Source organism: Streptomyces sp. YJ-C3 (assembly GCF_053891275.1).
The window spans coordinates 5772635-5796687 of sequence record NZ_CM132685.1 but is presented as its reverse complement, the minus strand read 5'-3'; the positions used below and the strand labels follow the sequence as shown (position 1 = coordinate 5796687).

Genomic DNA, 24053 nt, shown 5'->3' with positions numbered 1-24053 from the left:
CTCAGCCGACGTGCACGCGCGGCCGGCGCTCCGGATCGGGCTCCGCGCGGCGCAGCACCTCACGGGTGACCGGGGCGACCTCGCCGTCGCCGAAGACGAGGAAGCGCAGCAGATGGCTGACGGGGTGGCCCTCGGTCCAGTTGAAGTAGGCGTGCGGGACCTCGCCCGTACGGTCGCGCAGGTTCATCAGGACCGCGGCGACGGTGTTCGGGACGCCCGGGCCGTGCACCCGCAGGCGGCGCACCCCGTGCTTCTCGTCGCCGTGCACGACGAGGTCCTCGGTGAAGTCGGAGGAGTCCTGGATGAAGACCTCCAGGAAGAGCACCGGGCCGCCCTCGGGGATGTGCGTGTCCTCGCGCTGGCAGTACTCCTTGTCGCGGTACTCGGCCGTGCTGTGCTCCTGCGGCTCGTTCGCGATGATCCGCAGCGGGCCGCGGGCCGCCGCCTCGTCGATGATCGACACGGCCGCGTCGTCGAAGGTGACGGCGCCCGCCCGCAGTTCGAAGGCGCGGTGCACCCGGGAGGCGAAGGAGGAGACGAGGATCGCCACGATGAAGATCAGGGCGATCTTGATGCCGTCGGGGCGTTCCACGACGTTCGTGACGAGCGTGTAGGCGAAGACCGCGGTGATCACGCCGAAGCCGACCGCCGCCCGGCGGTGACCGCGCCGGTGCACCGCGACCGTCGACGCGAACGACGCCGACAGCATGAGGACGAGGACGCCGGTCGCGTAGGCGCCCGACTGGTCGTCGACGTTCGCGTTGAACCACAGGGTGATGGCGACCGCCGCCGCCATGAAGGTGAGGACCAGGGGGCGCACGGCCCGCGTCCACTCCGGGGCCATGCCGTAGCGCGGCAGATAGCGGGGGACCAGGTTCAGCAGCCCCGCCATGGCGGAGGCGCCGGCGAACCAGAGGATGCAGATCGTCGAGACGTCGTAGACCGTGCCGAAGCCCTCGCCGAGGTACTCGTGCGCGAGATACGCGAGCGCACGCCCGTTGGCCGAACCGCCCGACTCGAACTCGTCCTGCGGGATCAGGATCGTCGTCGCCAGGCTGGAGAGCAGCAGGAAGCCGCTCATGATCAGCGCGGCCGTGGTGAGCAGTTTGCGGGTGTCGCGGATGCGGCCCGCCGGTCTGGCGAAGGTGTCCGAGGCATCGCCCTTGACCTGCGGCATCACCGCCACACCGGTCTCGAAGCCCGACATGCCGAGCGCCAGCTTCGGGAAGACGAGCAGCGCGACGCCCACCATCACGAACGGCGAGGAGTGCTCGGCCGTCATCGCGTCCCACCAGTTGCCGATCTTGACCGGCGCGGTGAGGACATGGACGGCGGCCGTGACGAGCACGACGACGTTCAGGGTGAGATAGGCGGCGACCAGCACGACCGCGACCCGGATCGCCTCCTGGAACCCCTTCAGGAAGACCGCGCCGAGCGCCGCGAGCAGGACCAGCGTGATCCAGGTGTTCGCGCCGTGCAGGGCCTCGGGCGCGAAGGGGTTCTCCACGACGTGGGCCGCCGCGTCCGCCGCCGACAGCGTCATGGTGATCATGAAGTCGGTGGCGGCGAAGCCCAGCAGCACCAGCACGAACAGCTTCCCCGCCCACCAGGGCAGCAGCCGCTCCAGCATCGCGATCGAGCCCTCGCCGTGCGGCGACTCCTTGGCGACCCTGCGGTACACGGGCAGGGCGCCCAGCAGGGTGAGCGCGATCAGCACCAGCGTCGCGAGCGGCGACAGCAGGCCCGCGGCGAGGGCCGCGATGCCGGGCTGATAGCCGAGCGTGGAGAAGTAGTCCACACCGGTCAGGCACATCACCCGCCACCACTTGTGGCCCTGGTGCTCCGCCGGAACATGCCCGTGCGGGCCCTGGTGGCGGGCCGTCCGGTCGCTCAGCCCCTCCAGCAGCCAGGAACGCCAGCGGTGCGTGGGGGCGGGCGAGGCGGCCGGGCTCTCGGCGGGGGTGCCGGTCATGTGGGGATGCTTCCTGTCGGGCGGCTCTCTTTGACGACGTGCGAGTATCCACCACATCCTCACCCGCACCCTGGGCGGGGGCGAGTCCGGCGACACCGGCGCATACGCTGGTCCGATGCAGGACGAGTACCGCACCGTGGCCCGCGAGGGCGTGCACGAGACAGAGATCAACCGCTCCCGGTTCCTGTGCGCGCTCGCGCCCGCCGCGACGGAGGAGGAGGCCCAGGCCTTCGTCGCCCGCATCCGCAAGGAACACCCGACGGCCAGCCACAACTGCTACGCGTACGTCATCGGCGCCGACGCCTCCGTGCAGAAGGCCAGTGACGACGGCGAGCCCGGCGGCACCGCGGGCGTGCCGATGCTGCAGATGCTCACCCGACGCGAGATGCGGTACGTCGTCGCCGTCGTCACCCGGTACTACGGAGGCGTGAAACTCGGCGCCGGCGGGCTCATCCGGGCCTACGGGGGCGCGGTGGGGGAGGCGCTCGACGCGCTCGGCACCGTGACCCGACGCAGATTCCGGCTCGCCACGGTCACCGTCGACCACGCGCGGGCCGGAAAGATGGAGAACGATCTGCGGGCCACCGGCCGGGAGGTCCGCGACGTCCGCTACGGCGAGGCCGTCTCCATCGAGATCGGGCTGCCCGAAGGGGACGTCGAGCGGTTCCAGGGCTGGCTGGCGGACGTGAGCGCGGGCAGCGCCGGGTTCGAGCTGGGCGGGGAGGCGTACGGCTAAGGCCTGTCCGGCGGATCAGGTCGCGTCCGGGTGGCCCGTGCCGTTCTGTGCCAGACCCCGCGCCCGCGACAAGATCCGCCGGACAGGCTCTAGGAGATCCGAGGAGCGCGGTGCGGGGCGGAGCCCTGGGACCTGAGGTGCTCCGCCCGGGGCCCGGCACCGGCGGCCCCGCGACTTTCCCGGAAAAGGGGCGGGACGCGTGTGGAGGCCGATGGGCGGGAGGCACTGGGACGCTCGCGGGGCGGACTGACCACGAAAATCCATCTGTTGGCCGACGACCGGGCCCGCCCGCTGATCTGGCTCACCTCGCCGGGCCAGCGGGGCGACAGCCCCATGCTGCTGCCGGTGCTGGAGACGCTGCGTGTTCTTCGCCGCGGGCCCGGCCGCCCACGCCGCCGCCCGGACCGGGTGCGCGGCGACAAGGCGTACTCCAGCCGCGACAACCGCGCCCACCTGCGGCGTCGGGGCATCAGGGCGACCATCGCCGAGCCGGACGACCAGCGGGCCAACCGCCACAACCGTGGCCGGGCCGGCGGCCGTCCACTCGCCTTCGACAAGACCCAGTACCGACGTCGCAACGCGGTCGAGCGCTGCGTCAGCAAGTGGAAACAGTTCCGGTCGGTGGCCAGCCGCTACGACAAGCGCGACTACATCTTCAACGGCACCCTCACCGTCACCGCGCTCGTCATCTGGCTCCGCGACACCGTCCAAGAGCCATCAGAAACGACCTAGGCGGCGGCGCGGCGACAGACGGCACTCCAGACACGCGACAGATCGACGTGGCGTCGCCGTGTGAGTTCCTGCCGTTCGTCGGACATGGTCGAGATCGAACCAGCCGCCGGTCCCGCGGTCGAGACGGCTTTGGCGAAGCGGCTGTCGGGAATCCCTTCCACGGAGTGCCGGCGCGGGCCGAAACCCCCATGCCGGAGCGGTACTTGGAAGGGAATCCCCATCGGCCGCGCCCGTCCGGAACCGCGTCCACGATGCGGAACGCGGGTTCCTGGTCCGCGCGAGGCGGGCGTTGTGCCAGGTCCGGCCGGTCCGGGCGGTTCGGCCGTTCCGGCCGTGATGTCCGACCCAGCGGTTAGCCTCGTGTGTCATGAGGCTGCTGCACACGTCCGACTGGCATCTGGGCCGCGCGTTCCACCGCGTGAGCATGCTCGACGCCCAGGCCGCGTTCATCGGCCACCTCGTCACCACCGTGCGCGAGCGCGGCGTGGACGCGGTGGTCGTGTCGGGCGACGTCTACGACCGGGCGGTCCCGCCGCTCGCGGCCGTCGAGCTGTACGACGACGCGCTGCACCGCCTCGCCGAGCTCGGCGTACCCACGGTGATGATCTCCGGGAACCACGACTCGGCCCGCCGCCTCGGTGTCGGAGCCGGACTCATCGGGCGCGCCGGCATCCACCTCCGTACGCAGCCGAGCCGCTGCGCCGACCCCGTCGTCCTGCCGGACACCCACGGGGACGTGGCCTTCTACGGACTGCCGTATCTGGAGCCCGCGCTCGTGAAGGACGAGTTCGGCGTCCCCAAGGCGGGCCACGAGCAGGTGCTCGCCGCCGCGATGGAGCGGATCCGCGCCGACCTCGCCGGGCGCGCCGCCGGCACCCGCTCCGTGGTCCTCGCGCACGCCTTCGTGACCGGGGGCGCGCCGAGCGACAGCGAGCGCGACATCACGGTCGGCGGTGTCGCCGCCGTCCCCGCCGGTGTCTTCGACGGCGTCGACTACGTGGCGCTCGGGCATCTGCACGGCAGCCAGGTCATCTCCGAGCGCGTCCGCTACTCCGGCTCTCCGCTGCCGTACTCCTTCTCCGAGGCCGACCACCGCAAGAGCATGTGGCTCGTCGACCTCGACGAGGCGGGCGCCGTCACCGCCGAGCGGATCGACTGCCCCGTGCCCCGGGCGCTCGCCCGTGTCCGCGGGGACCTGGCGGACCTGCTCGCCGATCCGGACCTCACCGTCCACGAGGAGTCCTGGGTGGAGGCCACCCTCACCGACGCGGTCCGGCCCGACGACCCCATGGCCCGGCTGACCGACCGCTTCCCGCACACCCTCAGCCTGCTCTTCGAACCGCGCCGCGCCGACACCCGGCCGGACGCCACCTACGCCGAGCGCCTCAAGGGGCGTGACGACCACGAGATCGCGGAGGACTTCGTGACCCATGTCCGGGGCGCCGGGCCCGACGACGACGAGCGGGCGGTGCTGCGGGACGCGTTCGACGCCGTCCGCGCCGACGACGTGGTGCGCGAGGTCGCCCGGTGAGGCTGCACACCCTGCGCATCACGGCGTTCGGCCCCTTCGGTGGGACACAGGAGATCGACTTCGACGCGCTGTCGTCCGCCGGCCTCTTCCTGCTGCACGGGCCGACCGGCGCCGGCAAGACCTCCGTCCTCGACGCGGTCTGCTTCGCCCTGTACGGATCCGTGCCCGGCGCCCGGCAGAGCGGCAGCGGCCAGGGACAGAACCTGCGCAGCGATCACGCCGAGCCGGGCGTGCGCACCGAGGTCGTCCTCGACCTGACCGTCGCGGACCGCCGCCTGGAGCTCACCCGGCAGCCGCCGTTCGCCCGCCCCAAGAAGCGCGGCACCGGGACGACCACGGAGAAGGCGCAGAGCTGGCTGCGCGAGTACGACGCCGTGGCGGGACAGTGGAAGGACCTCAGCCGCTCCCACCAGGAGATCGGCGAGGAGATCACCCAGCTGCTCGGCATGAGCAAGGACCAGTTCTGCCAGGTGGTGCTGCTGCCGCAGGGGGATTTCGCCCGGTTCCTGCGCGCCGACGCGGAGGCGCGCGGCAAGCTCCTCGGCCGCCTCTTCGACACGCACCGCTTCGCCGCCGTCGAGCAGCGGCTCGCCGAGGACCGGCGCGGCGCGGAGAAGCAAGTGACCACCGGGGACACCGCGTTGCTCGCCGAGGCGCACCGCATGCAGCAGGCCGCGGGCGACCTCGTCGAACTGCCGCCGGTCGACGCGGCCCCCGGTGACCCCGGCCTCGCGGACGCCGTCCTGGCCTGGGCCGCGACCGCCCGCTCCACCGCGCGCGAGCACTACACGCACACCCATCTCGCCCTCGCCGCGGCCGAGTCGGCGCGCGCGGCGGCACAGCGCGACCTGGTCGACGTCACCGAGACGGAGCGCCTGCAGCGCCGCTTCGCCCAGGCCCGGGCGCGGGCGGCCGCGCTCGCGGACCGCGCCGAGGAGCACCGGGAGCTCGAACAGCGGATGGAGCGGGGCCGCAAGGCGGAGACGGTCGCGCCCGCGCTCTCCCTGCGCGAGGCGGCGGAGGCCGAGCACCGGGCGGCGCTGCGGGACGAGGACCGGGCCCGTGGCGCTCTCCGGGCGGCCCGGCCGCTGGTCGCCGAGGCGGATGCCCCGGACGGCCTGTTCCCGGAACCGGACGACCGGGCCGTTCAAGAAGAGCCCGACCACGCCGTCGTACCGGAGCCGCTCGCCGACGCGGGACCCGCCGCCCTCGTCGAGGCCGCACGGCGTGTCGCCCAGGAGCTCGGCGGGCTCGCCTCGGCGCGCCGCGCCGAGCGCAGACTCGCCGGGCTCGCGGACGAGCGCGCCGGACTCGACCGGGAGGAGCGCGCCGACACCGAACTCCTCGACGAGGCCGGCACCTGGCTCGCTGCCTGGGACACGCGCCGCGCCGCACTCCAGATGGGGGTCGACGACGCCCAGGAGGCGGTCACCCGCGCCGAGCACCTCGCCGGACAGCTGGACCCCGCGCGGCAGCGGGCCCGCGCCGCGGTGGAGCGGGACCGGCTCGCGACGCAGGCCGAGGACGCCGAGGCCGCCGTGCTGCGGGCCCGCGAGGACGCGGCCGCCGCGCACGAGCACTGGCTCGGCCTGAAGGAGCAGCGGCTGCGCGATGTCGCCGCCGAGCTCGCCGAGGGCCTCGTCGACGGCGCCCCCTGCACCGTGTGCGGCGCCACCGAACACCCCGCGCCGATGCGCAAGTCCGCGGGCCACGTCGACCGCGCCGCCGAGGAGAGCGCCCTCGCCGCCTACCGCAGCGCCGACGGGCGGCGCACCGACACCGAGCGCGCCCTGGGCGCCGTACGGGAGGAACTGGCCGCCGCGAAAGCCGCCGCCGGGGACGAGGCGGCCGCCGGGCTCGCCGAGGCCGTCCGGGATCTCGAGGCACGACACGCCGAGGCCCGCGCCGCGGCGTCCGCCGTGCACGCGGCGCGCGAGAGCCTCACCCAGGCGGAGAGCGAGCACGACCGGCGGCTCACGGCCCGCCAGGAAGCCGCCACACGGACCGCCGCCCGCGCCTCCCTCAGGGAGGCGCTGGAGCGTGAACAGGGCGCACTGGAGCGCGAGTTGAGGCAGGCGCGCGGCAGCGCCGAGAGCGTCGAGGCGCGCGCGGCCCAGCTGGAGCGGCACGCACAGCTGCTCACCGAGGCGGCCGACGCGGCCCGCGCCGTCGAGGACACCGCGACCCGGCTCAAGGACGCGGACGCACGACTCGCCGACGCCGCGTTCCGGGCCGGGTTCGACACGCCGCGGGCCGCGGCCGCCGCCCTCCTCGACGACGCCGGGCACCGGGAGCTCCAGCACCGCCTGGACGCCTGGCAGTCGGAGCAGGCCGCGGTGCGCGCGACGCTCGCCGAGGAGGATGCCGCGGCGGCCGCCCGCAGGCCCGAGGCCGATGTCGTGGCCGCCCGCGCCGCGGCCGACGCCGCCGACGCGCGGGTGCGCGCCGCGGACTCCGCGCGGGACGCCGCCGCCCGCCGCTGCGACGAACTGGACCGGCTCTCCCGGCGCGCCGCCACCGAGGCCCGCCGCCTCGGCCCGCTGCGCACGACGTACAACCGGATCGCCCGGCTCGCCTCGCTCGCGGCCGGCACCTCCGCCGACAACGAGCGCAAGATGCGCCTGGAGTCGTACGTCCTCGCCGCCCGCCTCGAACAGGTGGCGGCCGCGGCGACCGCCCGGCTGAGCCGGATGTCGTCCGGCCGGTACACGCTGGTCCACTCCGACTCCCTTGCGGGGCGCGGCCGTTCGGGCCTGGGACTGCACGTCGTCGATGCCTGGACCGGCCGCGAGCGCGACACGGCGACCCTCTCCGGCGGCGAGACCTTCTTCGCCTCGCTCGCCCTCGCGCTGGGCCTCGCGGACGTCGTCACCGACGAGGCGGGCGGTGTCCGCCTCGACACCCTCTTCATCGACGAGGGGTTCGGCAGCCTCGACGACCAGACCCTCGACGAGGTCCTCGACGTCCTCGACGCGCTGCGCGAGCGGGACCGCAGCGTCGGCATCGTCAGCCACGTCGGTGACCTGCGCCGCCGTGTGCACGCGCAGCTGGAGGTCGTGAAGGGGCGGGCGGGATCGGTGGTGCGGCGGCGCGGGGCCGACGGGTCGTGACGGCGGGGCCGGGCGCGTGCTTCAGGCCCCGGCCGCCGAGGGGGCGGGCGGGGGACCGGCCCTGACGTCCGGTCAGTGAGCGATCTCCCTGCTCAGTGACCGATCTCCCTGCGCGGCAGCGGCGAGGAGTACACCACGCTCGTGGTCACGGACCCCAGCGCGCCGATCTTGCCCGAGACCTCCTCCAGATGACTCATGGAGCGGGCCGCGACCTTGATGACGAAACAGTCGTCGCCGGTGACGTGGTGCGCCTCCAGGATCTCCGGCGTCACCTCGACCAGGTCGTGGAAGGGCTTGTAGTTCCCGTTCGGGTAGCGAAGCCGTACGAACGCGAGGATCGGCAGGCCGAGCCGCTCCGGCACCACCACCGCCGCGTACCCCGCGATGACCCCGGCCTCCTCCAGCCGGCGCACCCGCTCCGTGACGGCGCTCGCGGACATGGACACGGCCCGCGCCAGCTCGGCGTAACTGGCGCGGCCCTCGCGCTGCAGCACCTGCAGAATGCGCCAGTCGGTGGCGTCAGGGACATGGACGGGCGCGGCGGTGGAATCAGCGGTCATGGTCGAGAGATAGCAGGGGATTCCCCGGCGGATCAAGAGGGATGCCGGGGATCGACCCTTCAGGAAGACGATCACTGCCCGTAGATTTCTGGCCAGGGAACGGGCCGCCGCACCGCCCGCACCACGAGCACCGAACGACGGAGGACGCCGCATGACCACGACCGCCACGACCGCCACGACCCCCGGCAACCCGGTCCTGCGGGTCGCCCCCGCCTCGCCCGCCGCCGCTGCCGCCTACTTCGGCGCGAGCCTCGCCTTCCACGCCGACGTGTCCGACGTGGCGGCGGCACTGGCCGCGGACGGCGACCCCGGGTTCGTCCTCCTCGACTCGCGCTCCACCGCGTCCTGGGACCAGGGCCACGTCCCCGGCGCGGTCCACCTGCCGACCGCGCTGATAGCGGAGCAGGCCGAGCAGCTCCTGGACAAGGCCGTGCCCGTCGTCACCTACTGCTGGGGCCCCGGCTGCAACGGCGCGACCCGGGCCGCCCTCGCCCTCGCCGAACGCGGCTTCCAGGTCAAGGAGATGCTCGGCGGGTTCGAGTACTGGGTGCGCGAGGGCTTCGCGTACGAGACGTGGGAGGGGCCCGCGCGCAAGGACGCCGACCCGCTGACCGCGCCCGTCGACGCCGACGACTGCGGCTGCTGAACCCGGCCCCGGGCCGGTCAGCCGACCCGGGGCGGCGACGCGCGCAGGAAGCGGGTGTCCCGGCGGCCGACAGAGCCCGCCGGACAGGCCGCACGCAGCACCACGTCGAGGGCGGCGTCCGGGTCGCAGGCGTAATGACCGCTCGCCCAGGCCGCGTTGGCCTCCACGACGGCCCAGCCGCCGTCGTGGGCCAGCCGTCCCACGTCGACGACCACCGCACTCGGCAGCTGAGCGGCCGGCAGTCGCGCCGCGAACGTCAGGACCTCGCCGCGCAACGGGTCGTCATCGAGCGGCACCACAGCGAGCGCGCCGCGCCGCGCGTACCGGCTCGCGGTGCGCACCTCCCCGTCGAGCAGGAACAACCGGTACTCCACGTCGAAGGCCACGATGTCGCTGACCAGCACCGGTGTGGTGTCGTCGACCGCGTCCGGGCCCGGCAGCCGACTGCCGTCCGGGTAGACGCGGGCCGGGAAGCTCTTGTCGTTCGGGGGCTTCACGAACGCCGGACGCCGCAGCCCGCGGGCCGCGGCGACGGTCGTCAACTCGATGTCCCTGCGGGTGAGTTCACGCGGCAGCCCGGCCAGCCAGCCGGGGGCCGCCTCCAGCAGCCCGAGCCCCAGCTCGCGGGAGACCGCGTCCGCGAAGAGCGGCCCCGCGTACAGGGACGCGCCCGGACAGCCTCGCAAGACGTCCGGCGTACGCCACGCCGTCAGCGTCTCGACATGCAGCCCGCGCCGTCGGGCGGCGCCCGCCAGCGCCCGGCCGGTGTCCGTGAGACGGGGCGAGAGGAAGAGCGTGCGGGGCGTACTCATGAAGCGAGGATGGGCCGGGCGGGGCAGCGGGGCCAGTGGATTTCCGCCCCGTCAGCCCCGCCCGTCCACCGGGACCTACAGCGCGGACAGCTCGTCCACCAGGTCGTCCAGGCCCAGCGATCCCTGGGACAGCGCCGCCATGTGCCACGCCTTCGCGTCGAAGGAGTCGCCGTGCGCCGCCTGCGCGTTGGCCCGGCCGAGCAGCCACGCCCGCTCGCCCAGCTTGTAGCCGATGGCCTGGCCGGGGACCGACAGGTACCGGGTCAGCTCGCTCTCCACGAAGTCCGCGGGACGGCTGCTGTGCGCCCCGAAGAACTCCTGCGCCAGGTCCGCGGTCCACCGCTCGCCCGGGTGGAACGGCGAGTCCGCCGGGATCTCCAGCTCCAGGTGCATCCCTATGTCGACGATGACCCGCGCCGCACGCATCATCTGCGCGTCCAGGTAGCCGAGCCGCGTCTCCGCGTCGGTGAGGAAGCCCAGCTCGTCCATCAGACGCTCCGCATACAGCGCCCAGCCCTCGGAGTTGGCGGAGACCCCGCCGACCGTCGCCTGGTACCGGGAGAGATCCTCGGCGACGTGCGTCCACTGGGCCAGTTGCAGATGGTGGCCGGGGACGCCCTCGTGGTACCAGGTGGACAGCAGGTCGTAGACCGGGAAGCGGGTCTCGCCCATGGTGGGCAGCCAGGTGCGCCCCGGCCGCGAGAAGTCCACCGACGGAGACGTGTAGTAGGGCGCGGCGGCGCTGCCGGGCGGCGCGATGCAGGACTCCACCTTCCGCACCCGCTCGGCGAGTTCGAAGTGGGTGCCGTCGAGCGCCTCGATGGCCTCGTCCATGACGTTCTGCAGCCACTGCCGCACCTCGTCGACACCCTCGATGTGCCGCCCGTGCTCGTCGAGATGGGCCAGCGCCACCCACGGCGTCCCGGCGCCCGGAAGGATCTTCTCCGCCTCGGCGCGCATCTCGGCGAGCAGCCGGTGGAACTCGCTCCAGCCGTACGCGTACGCCTCGTCCAGGTCGAGGTCGGCGCCGGTGTAGTACCGCGACCAGCGCGCGTACCGCTCACGGCCCACCACGTCGGGGGAGCCCTCGATCGCGGGCGCGTACACGTCGCGCATCCAGTCGCGCAGGCCGACCGTCGCCGCGTCGGCGGTCCGCGCCGCCTCGGTGAGCTCGCCGCGCAGCGCCGCGGGCCCGTCGGCGGTGAACTGCTCGAACCAGCCGCGCTCCTGACCCGCCCACTCCGTGAGCTGCCCGATGAACGTCGCCGTCGGGCGCGGGCCGCCGTGCAGCTTCCGCTCCAGGCCACGCTCCAGCGTCTCGCGGTACCCCGCGAACGCCACGGGCACCGCGCGCAGCCGCTCCTCGATCGCCGCCCAGTCCTCGTCGGTGTCGGTGGGGGTGACCGTGAAGACGTCGCGCACGCGGTGGACCGGCGAACCCAGGTTGGCGACGGCGCGCAGCGGCTCATCGGCGTCGTGCACGGCGAGCTGTGCCGTCAGCCGCTCGCGCAGCAGCCGCCCGCACCGCCGCTCGACCGCGCTGTCGGCACCCGGCGCGCGCTCCGCCTCGTCGAGCCGCGCGAGCGTCCCGCGGGCCAGCTCGGCCAGCGCGTCGAGGCCCGCGGGCGAGAGATCGGGCAGCTTGCTGTGGGACGCGCGGTCGCCGAGATACGTTCCCTTGACGGGATCGAGGGCGACGAGGGCGTCGACATAGGCGTCGGCGACCTGGCGGGGCAGCTGGTGCTGGGTGTGCGACGTGTCTGGCATGCGGACATCCTCGTACGAGTCAGGGGGCCGCGTCACCATCGGGTGGCAGCAGCGGACCGCACTCCCACTGCTGGAAGATGAGCCGGGTCTCGACGCGCGCCACCTCGCGCCGCGACGTGAACTCGTCGAGGACGAGGCGCTGCAGATCCGCCATGTCGCGCACGGCGACCTGCACCAAGTAGTCGTCGGGCCCGGTGAGATGGAACACCGTGCGGGCCTCGGGCAGCGCCCTGATCCGCTCCACGAACGGGCCGACCAGCTCCCTGCGGTGCGGGCGCACCTGGACGGACAGCAGCGCCTGCAGCCCGCGGCCCAGCCGCGCCGGGTCGAGCCGCAGCACATGCCCGAGGATGACCCCGCAGCGGCGCAGCCGGCTCACCCGGTCCAGACACGTCGACGGGGCGACACCGACCTGCGCGGCCAGGTCGCGGTAGGTGGTGCGGGCATCGTTCTGCAGCAGCCGCAGTATCTCCAGATCAACCGGATCGAGTACGACGGAGTCGGCCATCCGCCGAACGTAGCACGGGAGTTGCCCCCTCCACTCCGCCCGGTGTTCAGCCTTGGGCGCATGGACACCCACGAGGACGTGACGTACCCCCGGACCCCTTCCCGCCCCCGGGCCCTCGCCACCGAAGCCGTGCACGCCGGCCGCGACGATCTCGCCGCCCTCGGCCTGCACGCCCCGCCGATCGACCTGTCCACCACCTATCCGTCCGCCGACAGCCGCGCCGAGGCCGCCCGCATCGACGCGTTCGCCGCCGACGGCGTCCTCGACGACGGACCGCCGGTCTACGGCCGGCTCGGCAACCCGACCGTCGCCCGCTTCGAGACGGCCCTCGCCCGCCTCGAAGGCACCGATGCGGCGGTCGCGTTCGCGAGCGGCATGGCGGCGCTGACCGCGACACTTCTCGTACGCCTCGGAGCGGGCCTGCGCCATGTCGTCGCGGTCCGCCCGCTCTACGGATGCAGCGACCACCTGCTGACGGCGGGTGCGCTCGGCTCGGAGGTCACCTGGGTCGACCCGGCGGGCATCGCCGACGCGATCCGGCCCGACACGGGACTCGTCATGGTGGAGTCGCCGGCCAACCCGACCCTCGCCGAGGTCGACCTGCGCGCCGTCGCCCATGCCTGCGGCTCCGTACCGCTGCTCGTCGACAACACCTTCGCCACGCCGGTACTGCAACGGCCCGTCGAGAGCGGGGCGCGGCTGGTGCTGCACAGCGCCACCAAGTACCTGGGCGGGCACGGGGACGTGCTCGGCGGGGTCGTGGCGTGCGACGAGCCGCTCGCCCGGGAACTGCGCAAGGTGCGGTTCGCGACGGGCGGCGTGCTGCATCCGCTCGCCGGATATCTCCTGCTGCGCGGCCTGTCCACGCTGCCGGTACGGGTGCGCGCCGCCTCGGCGACCGCGGCGGAACTCGCCCGGCGCCTGGCCGGCGACCCGCGCGTGACCCGCGTCCACTATCCGCGGATCGGCGGCGCCATGGTGGCCTTCGAGGTCGCCGGTGACCCGCACGCGGTGACCGCCGGGGTCCGGCTCGTCACCCCGGCGGTCAGCCTCGGCAGCGTCGACTCGCTCATCCAGCACCCGGCCTCGATCAGCCACCGGGTCGTGGCCGCCGACGACCGCAGGGCGGCGGGCGTCGGCGACCGGCTGCTGCGCCTGTCGGTCGGCCTGGAGGACGTCGAGGACCTGTGGGCCGATCTCGACCGGGCCCTCGGAGACGGGGAGGGCCACGGGCGCGACGTGGTCAGTGCTGTTCGGCCTGCTCGTACGGCGGACGGGACGCCACCGGTGTCGCGCCGAGCCGCGCGGTGATCACCAGCGTGCCCTCCTCGATCTGGTAGTCGAGCGGCAGATCGAGGCCGCGCATCGCCGCGACCATGCCCGTGTTGGACGCCTGGGTGACCGCGTACACGCTCTCGCAGCCCGCCTCGATCGCCAGCCCGACGAGGCGGCCGAGCAGTTCGGCGCCGATGCCCCGGCGCTGCCAGTCGTCCTCCACGAGCAGCGCGATCTCGGTCTCGTCGCCGTCCCACAGCAGATGGCCGAGCGCGACGATCCGGCCCGAGGCGGTCTGCGCGGCGAGGGTGCGGCCGAAGCGAGGGCTGAGCAGGTGGTTGAGATAGCGGTCCGCGTCGCCGACGGGGCCGTGGTAGCGCATGCTCAGCGTCCGCTGCGAGCACCGCTCGTGCATCTCCTTCGACGCCGCGAGGTCCGCGACGTCCGCGCGCCGCACCGTGATGTCGTTGCCCTCGGGCAGCGTGAGCACGTGCTCACCGCGCGGCACGCGCGGGCCGAGGCGCGCGTCGAGCTCCACGAGGGCGCGGGCCCGCGCGAACTCGGTCGGGGTGAACGGCAGATACGGCCGCTCCACGGTGATCACCCCGCCCTCCGGGGTGCGCAGCCGCATCGCGGTCTCGTCGAAGCCGCCCTCGACCGGTGCCGCCGCCGCGGCGGGCAGCGACCTGATGGTGCACCGGCCCAGCAACTGGCGCAGGGCCAGCGGCAGTTCGGCCGCGTCCAGAGCGGTGCGCGTGGCCAGTCCCAGGATCCGGGTGGGGGCGTCCACCAGGTCGTGGGCGTCGGCCCGCTCGATCCAGGTGCCGGATCCGCCGGCGCCGGCCACGGCGCGGGTCAGCTCGGCGGCGGGCAGGTCGTGCGGGGCGCGCAGCAGGAACTCGTCCACGGTGCCGTCGGCCAGCGGGTGCGTCTGCAGGCTCAGGATGTCCACGCGTCGCCTGGCGAGGGCGGTGCACAGCACGGCGAGCGAACCCGGCTCGTCCCGGACCGTCGTGCGCATCCGCCACAGCACGCTCTGCGCCGGGTCGAGCGGTGCCGCCCCGGCCTGTCGCCCGGCCGCCGCCTCGTCCTCGTCGGAGGCGGACGGCCGGGCGCCGGTATCAGGCGACGGCGGTGCGTGCCCCGGGCGTCGTGACCACCACACGTGGAACCCCGCCGTGGCGAGCAGCACCACCGCCGAGACCACCAGGAGCCCGGGCCCGTCGGGACCGTGCCCGATCATGTTCGCCACGGCGTCCGCCACCGCCACCGCCGTGAACAGGGCGGCGAGTTCCACCAGATCCCTGCGCCAGTGGTGGACCGGACGACCGTGCTTCACTCGTGTCACATCAGACATGTCTTGACTCATGCATCCACTGTGAAGGAACGGTGTTGCGTGATCACGAACGGTTTGTGACCGACGGGTTAAGAGTGCCTATGCCCGTTTTATTCGGTATTTGCCTGAGAAGGGTCTCGGTCACTGTCCGACGCGGCCCGGCTGCAGGGTCCGGGAGAACAGCACGTCGCCACCCTCCTGTCGCAGCCGCACCGTCAGTTCCCCGCTGTCGCCGTCGATGTCCACCTCGCCGAAGTACGGCGGGGTCTCCGCGGGCGAGGTGTTGGCCCGCGTCGGCGCCTTGACGAACACCTGCCGCGGGCCGAACGTCCCGTCGAGCTTCACCGCCGGGAACCCGCCGGCGGCCAGCGGGCCCGAGACGAACTCCCAGAACGGCTCGAAGTCCTGGAACGCGGCGCCCGACGGCTCGTAGTGCTGCGCGGAGGTGTAGTGCACGTCGGCGGTCAGCCACAGCGTGCCGGTGATCCGCCGGTGCTTGATGTGCCGCAGCAGCTCGGCGATCTGCAGCTCCCGACCGAGCGGCGCGCCCGGGTCGCCCTGCGCCACCGCCTCGAAGTTCACCGCCCCGTCCGCCACCACGAGCCCCAGCGGCATGTCGGAGGCGATCACCTTCCACGTCGCCCGCGACCGCGACAACTCACGCTTCAGCCAAGCGAGTTGCTCGGCGCCGAGAATGCCGGTCGCGTCGTCGGCCTGCCGGTTCGGCGAGTTCGCGTTGCGGTACGTACGCATGTCGAGCACGAACACGTCGAGCAGCGGACCGTGCCGCAGGACCCGGTACACCCGCCCGTCCGCCTCGCCGGGCGCCAGCGTCGAGACGGGGAAGTACTCGCTGAACGCCCGCAGCGACCGGGCCGACAGCACGTCCGTGCTCTTCTCGGTGTAGCGCGCGTCGTCCAGGATCTGTCCCGGGTACCAGTTGTTGTGCACCTCGTGGTCGTCCCACTGCGTGAGGGTGGGGACCTGCGCGTTGAAACGGCGCACGTTCTCGTCGAGCAGGTTGTAGCGGAACGCGCCGCGGAACTCCGCGAGGGTCTCGGCGACCTTGGACTTCTCCTCGGTCGTCACATTGCGCCACACCCGCCCGTCGGGCAGCGTCACGCTGGGCAGGATCGGCCCGTCCGCGTAGATGTTGTCGCCGCTGCACAGAAAGAAGTCCGGGTTCAGGGCCCGCATGTCCTCGTAGACCCGGTAGCCGCCGCGGTCCGGGTTGATGCCCCAGCCCTGCCCCGCGATGTCCCCGGACCACAGGAACCGCACCCCGCCGCGCCGCCCCGCGGGCGCGGTGCGGAAGGTGCCCGCGACCGGCGCACCGGTACGGCGCGGGTCGTCGGGGTCGGCGAGCAGCACCCGGTAGTGGATCTGCTCGCCGGGCGGCAGCCCGCGCAGCCGCGTCGTCCCCGTGAAGTCCGTGTCGGGGCCGACCAGCGGTCCCCGCCATCTGGTCACCCGCTTGAACGACTCGGTGGCCGAGGTCTCGACGATCATCCGCGCCGGGCGGTCCGAGCGCACCCACACCAGGCCCGAGTGCGCGCTCACATCGCCGGCCTGCACACCCCAGCCCGCCTCCGGACGCCCCGACAGGGCGAACGCGGGAGCCACCGCGCCGCCGACCGAGGGCAGCGCGAGCGCCGCCGACGCGGCGAGCGAACCCCGCAGCACTCCACGGCGGCCGGGCAGGGGACTGGGCGGACGGTGGGTCATGAGCGCCTCCAGTGACGGTTCCGACGACGGTGCGGTGTCATGGACTGCGCACGACGCCGCGGAGCCACACCTACTGTCCCGCCACGGCGTGCACACGAACCCCAAGTGAACAACCGCCCCCGCCGCCATGGGAACCGGGCGCGCGGAACGAACGGCACCTCCCGGGCACCTCCAGTCCTAGGACCCGGGACCGGCGCCCACCGGTCCGCCGCCCGATGCCCGGGTGATCGCCACGCCCATAGGGTCGAGGCCTGCCGACGAAGGGACGTCCCGTGACCGCGGAGCCGCTCGCCACCGCCCACATCCGCATCGCCCGCCCGTCCGCCGACCTCGCCGCCGCCGAGGAGTTCTGGAGACACGGCCTCGGACTGAGCGTCCTGTACCGCGCCGAGGGCGGTCCCACCCCCGGCGAGCACGACCTGCTCATGCTCGGCCGGCCCGACGCCTCCTGGCATCTCGAACTCGTCCACGAACGGGCGGCGCCCGTGACGCCCCGCCCCACCGAGGAGGACCTCCTCGTCGTCTACGTCGACGGACCTGTCCCGGAGGACCTCGTGACCCGCCTCGAGGAGCACGGCGGCAAGCGCGTCATCTCGCCCAACCCGTACTGGAACGAGTGGGGCGTCACCGTCGAGGACCCCGACGGCTACCGCCTCGTGCTGTGCACGCGCGCGTGGTCCAACTCCTGAGCGGCGCCCGCCAGGAGACGGACGCCCTCGGTGATACGGGCGGGCGTCAGATGCGCGTACCCGAGCACCAGGGGCACCCTGCCGCCCGCCGGGGCGCCCCCATAGTGGCTGAGCGGGCGCACCGCCACCCCGGACGCCGCCAGCCGTGCCAGCAGGGCGTCCTGCGGGCCGCAGCGTGCGGGCAGGGTGGCGATGGCGTGCAGGCCCGCCGCGATCCCGGAGACCTCGGTGCCGGGCAGGTATGCGTCCAGGGCGGCCACCAGGGCGTCCCGCCGCTCCTTGTAGGCGCGTTGGCAGCGCCGCAGGTGCCGGTCGTGGTCCCCGCGCTCGATGAAGCGGGCCAGCACCGCCTGGTCGAGCGCCGGGTTGCCGAGATCCATGTACCGCTTGCGCGCCACCACCTCCTCGGCCAGCGCGTCCGGCACGACCAGCCAGCCCAGCCGGAGCCCCGGCGCCAGCGACTTGCTCACCGAGCCCGTATAGGCGACGTGTTCCGGGTCGAGGCCTTGCAGGGCGCCCACCGGAGCGCGGTCGTAGCGGAAGTCCCCGTCGTAGTCGTCCTCCACCACGAGCCCGCCCACCTCCCGTGCCCAGTCGAGGAGGTGAGCCCTGCGCGCGGCCGCGTACGCGATGCCCGACGGGAAGTGGTGCGAGGGAGTCGTGACCACGGCGCGCACTCCTGAGCCGCGCAGCGCCTCCATCACGAGGCCCTCGTCGTCCACGGGCAGCCGCACCGCCCGCGGCCCCGCCGTCGCGAACAGGTCCTCGTACTGCGGACTGCCGGGGCTCTCCACGCCGATGCCGCGCTGTCCGCGCGCGTGGAGCACGATCGCCAGAAGCGTCACCGCCTGCGTCACCCCGGAACAGACGACGATCCGCTCCGGGTCCGTCACCACCCCGCGGCGCCGGGCGAGCAGTTCGGCGAGGGCCGTACGCAGCCGGGGCAGACCGCGCGGATCGGGATATCCCAGCGTCCGGTGCGGCAGTTCGGCGAGCACGCCGCGCTGCGCCGCCGCCCACGCGGCCCGCGGGAACAGCGACAGGTCCGGGCTGCCCGCCACGAAGTCGGCCAGGACACCGGGGGAGGGGCGCGGGGCCAGGTCCCGCGCACCCGGAGCGGCGGCCCGCACCGCCTCGCCCACCCAGGTCCCGGCGCCGCGCCCGCTGCGCAGATAGCCCTCGGCGGTCAACTGCTCGTACGCCTCGGTGATCAGGCCGCGCGACACCCCGAGGTCGCGGGCCAGATCCCGGCTCGACGGCATCCGCGTCCCCGGCGCGAGCCGCCCGGAGCGCACCGCCGCCCGCAGCGCCGCCTGGAGCGAACGACCACGCGCGCGTGCCGGCGCCGCTGCCGCGGGCAGCAGCAACTCCCAGGCGGCGGAGGGGGGACCGGGCTGCGACGTCATACGCAGGGACCTTAATGCGACGCTCTCGATTGGTCCCCGATGACGGCCCCTCGGTGGACCCCGAACCGGACCACCGGCGCTCCTAGCGTCGACAGCATGAACGCCTCATCCCTGCGGGGCTCCCTGCTCGCCGCTCTCGCCTGCGTCCTGGTGGGCGGCTCCTTCACCGCCAACAGCGTCCTCGGCCACTACCCGTACGCGGGCGGCCAGTTCCTGCGCTACGGGACCGCCTGCCTGCTTCTCCTGCCGTTGGCCGGCCGCGGCGGCGCGGCCCCGCTGCGCCGTCTGGGAGCGCGTCGGTGGGCCCGGCTCGCGCTGCTCGCGGCCGTCGGCATGGTCGCCTTCAACCTCGCGATCCTCGCCGCGGAACGGACCGCGGAACCGGCGGTACCGGGTGTCTTCGTAGGATGCGCGCCCGTGGTCGTCGCCGTCCTGGTGCCCGCGCTGTCCGGGCGCCGGCCGCAACGGATCGTGCTCCACGGTGCGTTGCTCGTGGCGGCCGGCGCGTTCACCGTCCAGGGGTGGGGGCGTACGGACGCCGCCGGCATCGCCTTCTCCGTGTGCGCCCTCGCCGGTGAGGTCGGCTTCGCCGTGCTCGCCGTGCCGGTGCTGGCGCCGCTCGGCCCCCGGCTCCTGTCCTGCGTCGTCTGCGGGATCGCCGCACTGGAAGCGGCCCTCGTGGGGCTCCTCGCCGACGGCGCCTCCTGGCTGCGGATGCCCGACGCCGCGGAGACGGCCGCCCTGGTGTGGCAGGCCGTGATCGTCACCGTGATCGGCTTCTTGTGCTGGTACATGGGCATGCAGCGGATCGGCGCGGAGCGCGCGACGCTGTTCTCCGGGCTCATCCCGGTCGCGGCCGCATGCACCGCGCCGCTGGTCGGCTCGGGGACGTACGGCCTCGCCCAGGCGATCGGCAGCGCGCTCGTGGGCGCCGGGGTCGCCCTGGGCTCGGGCGTGTTCAGCCGCCGGTCAGCTGCTGGTGTCGAGGATGACGCGGGCCACGAGCGCCGGGTCGTCGTTCATCGGCACATGACCGCAGCCGGGCAGCCGGACCAGGCGCGCGCCGGGGACGACCCGCTTGGCGCGGACGCCCTGACGGCGGACGAGGAGACGGTCGCGCGAGCCCCAGGCGATGGTGACGGGGATCTCGGGGACGTCGTCGCGGAAGAGCACGCTCCGGCCCGCCTCCAGCGTCTCGCGGAACCCGGTCGCGTCACGCAGCGCCAGCGTCTCGGCGACCACCGCCTCGGGTGAACGGCGCCCGGGGCGCGCGTAGATGGTCCCCGTGAGCGCGGCCCGCCCCGCCGCCGACCGGGACAGCCGCTCGACCAGGGGCAGCGGCATCGCCCGCGCGCCCTGCCGCATCGCGAGCAGCGTTCCGAAGGCGTAGCGGCGCTCGGCCTCGGTCCAGAAACCGGCCGGGGACAGCGCGGTGACGGACCGTACGAGCTTCTCGCGGCCCAGCTCCAGGGCGAGCAGCCCGCCCAGGGAGTTGCCCGCGACGTGCGGCCGGTCGATCCCGAGCTCACGGCAGAACGCGTCCAGGACCGGCACCACGCTCGACAGGTCGTAGGCCAGGCCCTCCGGCAGCGCGGGAGACGTCCCGAACCCCGGGAGATCCACGGCGATCACGTCGCGCTCCGCCGCCAGGATCTGCAGCACCGGCTGCCAGGCCTGCCAGTGATGGCCGATCCCGTGCAGCAGGAGAAGGGGTTCTCCGGCGCCCGTGCGCTCGTACGCGACCGCCACCCGGCGCGGTCCGCCGGGGCTGTCGATGGTGAAGGACGCCTGATCCGTCATGTCGCTCGCTCCCTGTCCCCGCCACGCCTCGACGGTTCCTTAGACTCCTTGTCAGCAACAATTACCGCTGAGTAGCGTCCAGTTCAAGAGGGGGAGCGAAACCCCTGACCGTGCGCACCGGCCGGGTGAGGCCGCCTTCGGGGCCCGCCCGCCCGTTCTCCGGGCGGAGGTGCCGGTGCCGCCTGGACAGACGCTGTTCGGTCGGCTGGGATGGAGGGCGTGGCCACCGATTTCGCGAGCGACGTCTTCGAAGAGCATCGCCCCGTCCTGATGGGCGTGGCCTACCGCATGCTGGGCCGTGTGGCCGACGCCGAGGACGTGGTCCAGGACGCGTGGCTGCGCTGGTCCCGGGCCGACCGGGACGAGGTGCGCGAACCGCGCGCCTACCTGGTGCGCATCACCACCCGCCTCGCCGTCGACCGACTGCGTCAGGCCCAGGCCCGGCGCGAGTCCTACGTCGGTCCGTGGCTGCCCGAACCGCTCGTCACCGACTTCGGTCCCACCGTCCCCGACACCGCCGAACGCGCCGTGCTCGCGGACTCCGTGTCGCTCGCCGTCCTCGTCGTCCTGGAGTCGCTCTCGCCGCTGGAGCGCGCCGTCTTCGTGCTGCGCGAGGCGTTCGGCCTGCCCTTCGGCGAGATCGCGGCGACACTGGAGCGCGGTGAGCCCGCCGTGCGCCAACTGGCCGCCCGGGCGCGCAAACACGTCGAGGAGAAGCGCCCCCGCTTCGACGTCGACCCGGCGCAGCAGCGCGATCTCACCGAGCGGTTCCTCGCCGCCGCGACCGAGGGCGACCTCGACGGCCTCATGGCCCTGCTCGCCCCGGACGCGCGCCTCGTCGGCGACAGCGGCGGCAAGTCCAAGGCGCCCGTGCGCGTCATCGAGACCGCCGACAAGGTGGGCCGCCTCGTCACGGGCGCCGTGCGGCAAGGGGGTGCCGTGGGACTCGAGTTCCGTGCCGTGGAGATCAACGGCGGCCCCGGGCTCCTGGTCCTCTCCGAGGGCAAGGCCGACTCCGTCATCCAACTCGGCATCTCCGCAGGCAGGATTCAGTACGTCTATATCGTGCGCAACCCGGACAAGCTCCAGTCGCTTCTGTAGGCATCCCCGCACGAATCACCGGAAGTTGGGCCCGCTCCCGCACGACCGCGGTGGGCGGGCCCTTCCGTGTGCCGTCGAGTGCCGTGCGAACGCCGGATGAACGGATTGCTGCCCTCCATGAATGCTCTGCGGCAGGGCCCCTGTGCGGGCGGTAACCGATCGAGGATTGGTCTTGACCAAGCCCCGGGGCGGCCCTACTCTCGCAGAGATAGTGCAGGAACCTTTAATAAACAAGGGCGCTAAAAAGCCGCCGGGGCACGGCTGTTGCGGAGGACAGGGTGGGGACCACGCAGTTGGAAGCGGCACCGGAGCCGAAGTACTGGCACCTGAAGACCGTGCTCAGTGAGGCGCTCGACTCCGAGTTCACCGTCGGGGAGATCCTGCCGAACGAGCGAGACCTCGCGGCCCGCTTCGGCGTCGCCCGGGCCACGCTCCGCCAGGCGCTCGAACAGCTCGAACTCGAAGGCCGGCTGCAGCGCCGCCGCGGCGTCGGCACCACCGTCGCGCCGCCTCGGATGGGTGTCGCCGTCGCCGCCACCGACCAGGACTGGCCGGGCGCCAGCGGGGACGCGTGGCAGGCCGTCGACTGCGCCCCGGACGTGCCGCCGGCCGCCGTCGCCGCCATGCTGGAGACCGCTCCGGGCGAGACCGTGCACGTGCTGCGCCGTACGCGCGTCTCGCACGGGCAGTCGGTCGCGGCCGAGCTGCTCTACGTGCCGTCGGCCTCGGTGCCCGACCTGACCGCCATAGACGCGCCCTCCGGCGCCGCACGCGCGCGTGCCGTCCTGCGCGAGCTGCACCGCTTCGGCCTCGACGGCCAGGACCGCGCGGTCGAGCTGGGCTCGGCCCGCGCCGACGACGCGAAGGAACTGGACCGCCTCCCGGGCGCCCCGGTCCTCGTCGTCACGACCCGCTACTTCAGCGAGGGCGTCACGGCCGCCGTGTCCCTGGCGACGTACCGGGCGGACACCTGCCGTCTCACCTTCGGCGACACGACCGGCGTGGAGATCCACCACACCCCGCAGACGCGCGCGTCCTGACCCTTCGCAGGGACGTCTGGCGCGGTCGGCAGACCGCGGACCGGGGCGCCGTGCAAGGCGCCCCCGTCACCGGCGGGCCGTGACCGTCCCCTCCGTGGCGAAGAGCTGCTCCTCCACGTGATCCAGGGCGAGCCGCAGGGCCCCGGTGGCCACCGCCGCCTCGCCCAGCAACGACAGGGCCACGCGCGGCGGCCGCAGGCAGTACCGCTCCAGTTCGCGCCGCAGCGGATCGAGGACGCCGTCGAGTCCGGCGGCCCAGCCGCCGACCACGACGAGCTCCGGGTCCACGGCCAGCACCAGCGCGGCGACATCGTGCACGAGCCGCTGAATGAACCGCTCCATCGCGGCGCCGGCCCGCTCGTCGCCCTCCCGGGCCAGTGCGAACACCTTCGCCACGGCCTGCTCGTCCAGCGGATGCAGCGGCTCGTCGGTCGTCGACAGCAGCGTCTCCGGGCGCACCTCACGGCCCAGCAGGTGCAACGCCCCGATCTCCCCGGCCGCGCCCCCGTACCCGCGGTGCAGCCGCCCGCCGATCAGCGAACCGGCCCCGGGGCTGAGCCCCGCCATCACGAACACCATGTCGTCCGATTCGACGCCGGCGCCCTTCCAGTGCTCGGCGACGGCCGCGGTGTTGGCGTCGTTCTCCACGATCACCGGGCACTTGAAGGAGCGCCGCAGCCGCTCGCCCAGCGGCAGTCCGGTCCACCCCGGCAGTGCCGTGCCGAGGCGTACCGTGCCGTCGGCCTCCACGATGCCCGGGCTGCCCACACCGACCGCGCGCAGCGAACTGCGCGCCACCCCCGCGCGCCGCAGCAGATCCGCGACGGTCCCGCGCAGTCGCTCGATGCGCTCCTCCGCGGGCGCGGTCTCGTCGACGGACTTCGACGCCGAGCCGAGGATCCTGCCGTCGAGCGCCGAGAGCACCGCGGCGACCCGGTGCGGCCCGATCTCCAGGCCCAGCAGATGCCCCGCCTCGGCCCGGAAGCGGAACTTCCGTGCGGGCCGTCCCTGGCGCCGCGCGCCCGGCTCCGCGACAGCGGTCTCCACGACCAGGCCGGCCTCGATGAGCCCTTCGACGACGCCCTCGACGGTCGGCCGTGACAGGCCCGTCACCCGGGTGATCTCGGTGAGCGTCGCGAAATCCGTGGAGCGCAGCGCATGCAGCACCACTGCGGAATTGATCCGCCTGAGCAGAGAGGGATCCCCGCCGGTCAGCTGCCCCAACGTCCGTCCTCCCAGCAGTTGTGCGTGTTCGCCGGATGGTACTCGTCAGGGACCGCACCGGCGAGAGTCGGGTGCACTTCTGT

Annotated in this window: 19 protein-coding genes and 1 pseudogene; 10 read left to right on the top strand and 10 right to left on the bottom strand. The window is 73.7% G+C overall.

Annotated features, from left to right (window positions below; translation table 11 throughout):
- Position 1: 1 nt before the first annotated feature.
- Positions 2-1972 carry an APC family permease gene (locus ACVHNB_RS25875; RefSeq protein ID WP_428956293.1) on the bottom strand — a complete coding sequence of 657 codons (1971 nt, stop codon included), beginning with the start codon at positions 1970-1972 and terminating at the stop codon, positions 2-4.
- A 115-nt stretch (positions 1973-2087) separates the two neighbouring features.
- On the opposite strand from ACVHNB_RS25875, the gene ACVHNB_RS25870 reads away from it, so the two are divergent.
- The 4 genes from ACVHNB_RS25870 (at position 2088) to ACVHNB_RS25855 (ending at position 8081) form a co-directional block, all read left to right on the top strand.
- Positions 2088-2708, top strand: a complete 621-nt coding sequence (locus ACVHNB_RS25870; protein WP_428956294.1) for a YigZ family protein — start codon at positions 2088-2090, stop codon at positions 2706-2708.
- 201 nt (positions 2709-2909) lie between these two features.
- Positions 2910-3440: an IS5 family transposase gene (locus tag ACVHNB_RS25865; protein ID WP_456226022.1), complete on the top strand. Its 531-nt coding sequence runs from the start codon at positions 2910-2912 to the stop codon at positions 3438-3440.
- 367 nt (positions 3441-3807) lie between these two features.
- Positions 3808-4971, top strand: coding sequence for an exonuclease SbcCD subunit D (locus ACVHNB_RS25860; RefSeq protein ID WP_428956296.1), 1164 nt, complete (start codon positions 3808-3810; stop codon positions 4969-4971).
- Positions 4968-8081 (top strand): AAA family ATPase, encoded by a 3114-nt coding sequence (locus tag ACVHNB_RS25855; protein WP_456226021.1) that lies wholly within the window; start codon positions 4968-4970, stop codon positions 8079-8081. Before ACVHNB_RS25860 ends, ACVHNB_RS25855 begins: the two co-directional genes overlap by 4 nt.
- Before the next feature lie 92 nt (positions 8082-8173).
- Here ACVHNB_RS25855 and ACVHNB_RS25850 read toward each other — a convergent pair whose 3' ends face one another.
- On the bottom strand, positions 8174-8641 hold the full coding sequence (locus ACVHNB_RS25850; protein WP_428956298.1) for an Lrp/AsnC family transcriptional regulator: 468 nt from the start codon (positions 8639-8641) through the stop codon (positions 8174-8176).
- A 151-nt stretch (positions 8642-8792) separates the two neighbouring features.
- Between ACVHNB_RS25850 and ACVHNB_RS25845 the strand changes: the two genes are divergently transcribed.
- Entirely contained in the window at positions 8793-9287 is a 495-nt protein-coding gene (locus tag ACVHNB_RS25845) for a rhodanese-like domain-containing protein (protein ID WP_428956299.1), read from the top strand.
- A gap of 17 nt (positions 9288-9304) precedes the next feature.
- Here ACVHNB_RS25845 and ACVHNB_RS25840 read toward each other — a convergent pair whose 3' ends face one another.
- The 3 genes from ACVHNB_RS25840 to ACVHNB_RS25830 all read right to left on the bottom strand — a co-directional run bounded on the left by ACVHNB_RS25840 (position 9305) and on the right by ACVHNB_RS25830 (position 12374).
- Complete coding sequence (locus tag ACVHNB_RS25840; protein ID WP_456226020.1) at positions 9305-10099, bottom strand: ATP-grasp domain-containing protein; 795 nt, start codon at positions 10097-10099, stop codon at positions 9305-9307.
- Positions 10100-10174: 75 nt separating this feature from the next.
- On the bottom strand, positions 10175-11866 hold the full coding sequence (locus ACVHNB_RS25835; protein ID WP_428956302.1) for a DUF885 domain-containing protein: 1692 nt from the start codon (positions 11864-11866) through the stop codon (positions 10175-10177).
- A 19-nt stretch (positions 11867-11885) separates the two neighbouring features.
- Complete coding sequence (locus ACVHNB_RS25830; protein ID WP_428956303.1) at positions 11886-12374, bottom strand: Lrp/AsnC family transcriptional regulator; 489 nt, start codon at positions 12372-12374, stop codon at positions 11886-11888.
- Positions 12375-12434: 60 nt separating this feature from the next.
- Here ACVHNB_RS25830 and ACVHNB_RS25825 point away from each other — a divergent pair, with 60 nt between their 5' ends.
- Entirely contained in the window at positions 12435-13685 is a 1251-nt protein-coding gene (locus tag ACVHNB_RS25825; RefSeq protein WP_428956304.1) for a trans-sulfuration enzyme family protein, read from the top strand.
- On the opposite strand, the gene ACVHNB_RS25820 is transcribed toward ACVHNB_RS25825, so the two are convergent.
- Entirely contained in the window at positions 13618-15006 is a 1389-nt protein-coding gene (locus tag ACVHNB_RS25820) for a GNAT family N-acetyltransferase (RefSeq protein ID WP_456226019.1), read from the bottom strand. The genes ACVHNB_RS25825 and ACVHNB_RS25820 overlap by 68 nt on opposite strands.
- 120 nt (positions 15007-15126) lie before the next feature.
- Positions 15127-16710, bottom strand: coding sequence for an alkaline phosphatase D family protein (locus ACVHNB_RS25815; protein ID WP_456226018.1), 1584 nt, complete (start codon positions 16708-16710; stop codon positions 15127-15129).
- 272 nt (positions 16711-16982) lie between these two features.
- On the opposite strand from ACVHNB_RS25815, the gene ACVHNB_RS25810 reads away from it, so the two are divergent.
- Positions 16983-17399, top strand: coding sequence for a VOC family protein (locus ACVHNB_RS25810; RefSeq protein WP_428956307.1), 417 nt, complete (start codon positions 16983-16985; stop codon positions 17397-17399).
- Here ACVHNB_RS25810 and pdxR read toward each other — a convergent pair.
- Positions 17357-18805, bottom strand: coding sequence for a MocR-like pyridoxine biosynthesis transcription factor PdxR (pdxR, locus tag ACVHNB_RS25805; protein WP_428956308.1), 1449 nt, complete (start codon positions 18803-18805; stop codon positions 17357-17359). The two genes, ACVHNB_RS25810 and pdxR, sit on opposite strands and share 43 nt — an antisense overlap.
- A gap of 39 nt (positions 18806-18844) precedes the next feature.
- On the opposite strand from pdxR, the pseudogene ACVHNB_RS25800 reads away from it, so the two are divergent.
- A pseudogene (locus ACVHNB_RS25800) lies at positions 18845-19690 on the top strand (DMT family transporter); the annotation flags it as partial.
- An 84-nt stretch (positions 19691-19774) separates the two neighbouring features.
- Here the strand turns inward: ACVHNB_RS25800 and ACVHNB_RS25795 are convergent.
- Positions 19775-20605 carry an alpha/beta fold hydrolase gene (locus ACVHNB_RS25795; RefSeq protein WP_456226017.1) on the bottom strand — a complete coding sequence of 277 codons (831 nt, stop codon included), beginning with the start codon at positions 20603-20605 and terminating at the stop codon, positions 19775-19777.
- A gap of 219 nt (positions 20606-20824) precedes the next feature.
- Between ACVHNB_RS25795 and sigJ the strand changes: the two genes are divergently transcribed.
- Positions 20825-21706 carry an RNA polymerase sigma factor SigJ gene (gene sigJ, locus ACVHNB_RS25790; protein WP_428956310.1) on the top strand — a complete coding sequence of 294 codons (882 nt, stop codon included), beginning with the start codon at positions 20825-20827 and terminating at the stop codon, positions 21704-21706.
- Between the two features lie 278 nt (positions 21707-21984).
- Positions 21985-22746, top strand: a complete 762-nt coding sequence (locus tag ACVHNB_RS25785) for a GntR family transcriptional regulator (RefSeq protein ID WP_428956311.1) — start codon at positions 21985-21987, stop codon at positions 22744-22746.
- 66 nt (positions 22747-22812) lie between these two features.
- On the opposite strand, the gene ACVHNB_RS25780 is transcribed toward ACVHNB_RS25785, so the two are convergent.
- A complete protein-coding gene (locus ACVHNB_RS25780; RefSeq protein ID WP_428956312.1) occupies positions 22813-23970 on the bottom strand; it encodes an ROK family transcriptional regulator in 1158 nt (385 codons plus the stop codon).
- Positions 23971-24053: the final 83 nt, after the last annotated feature.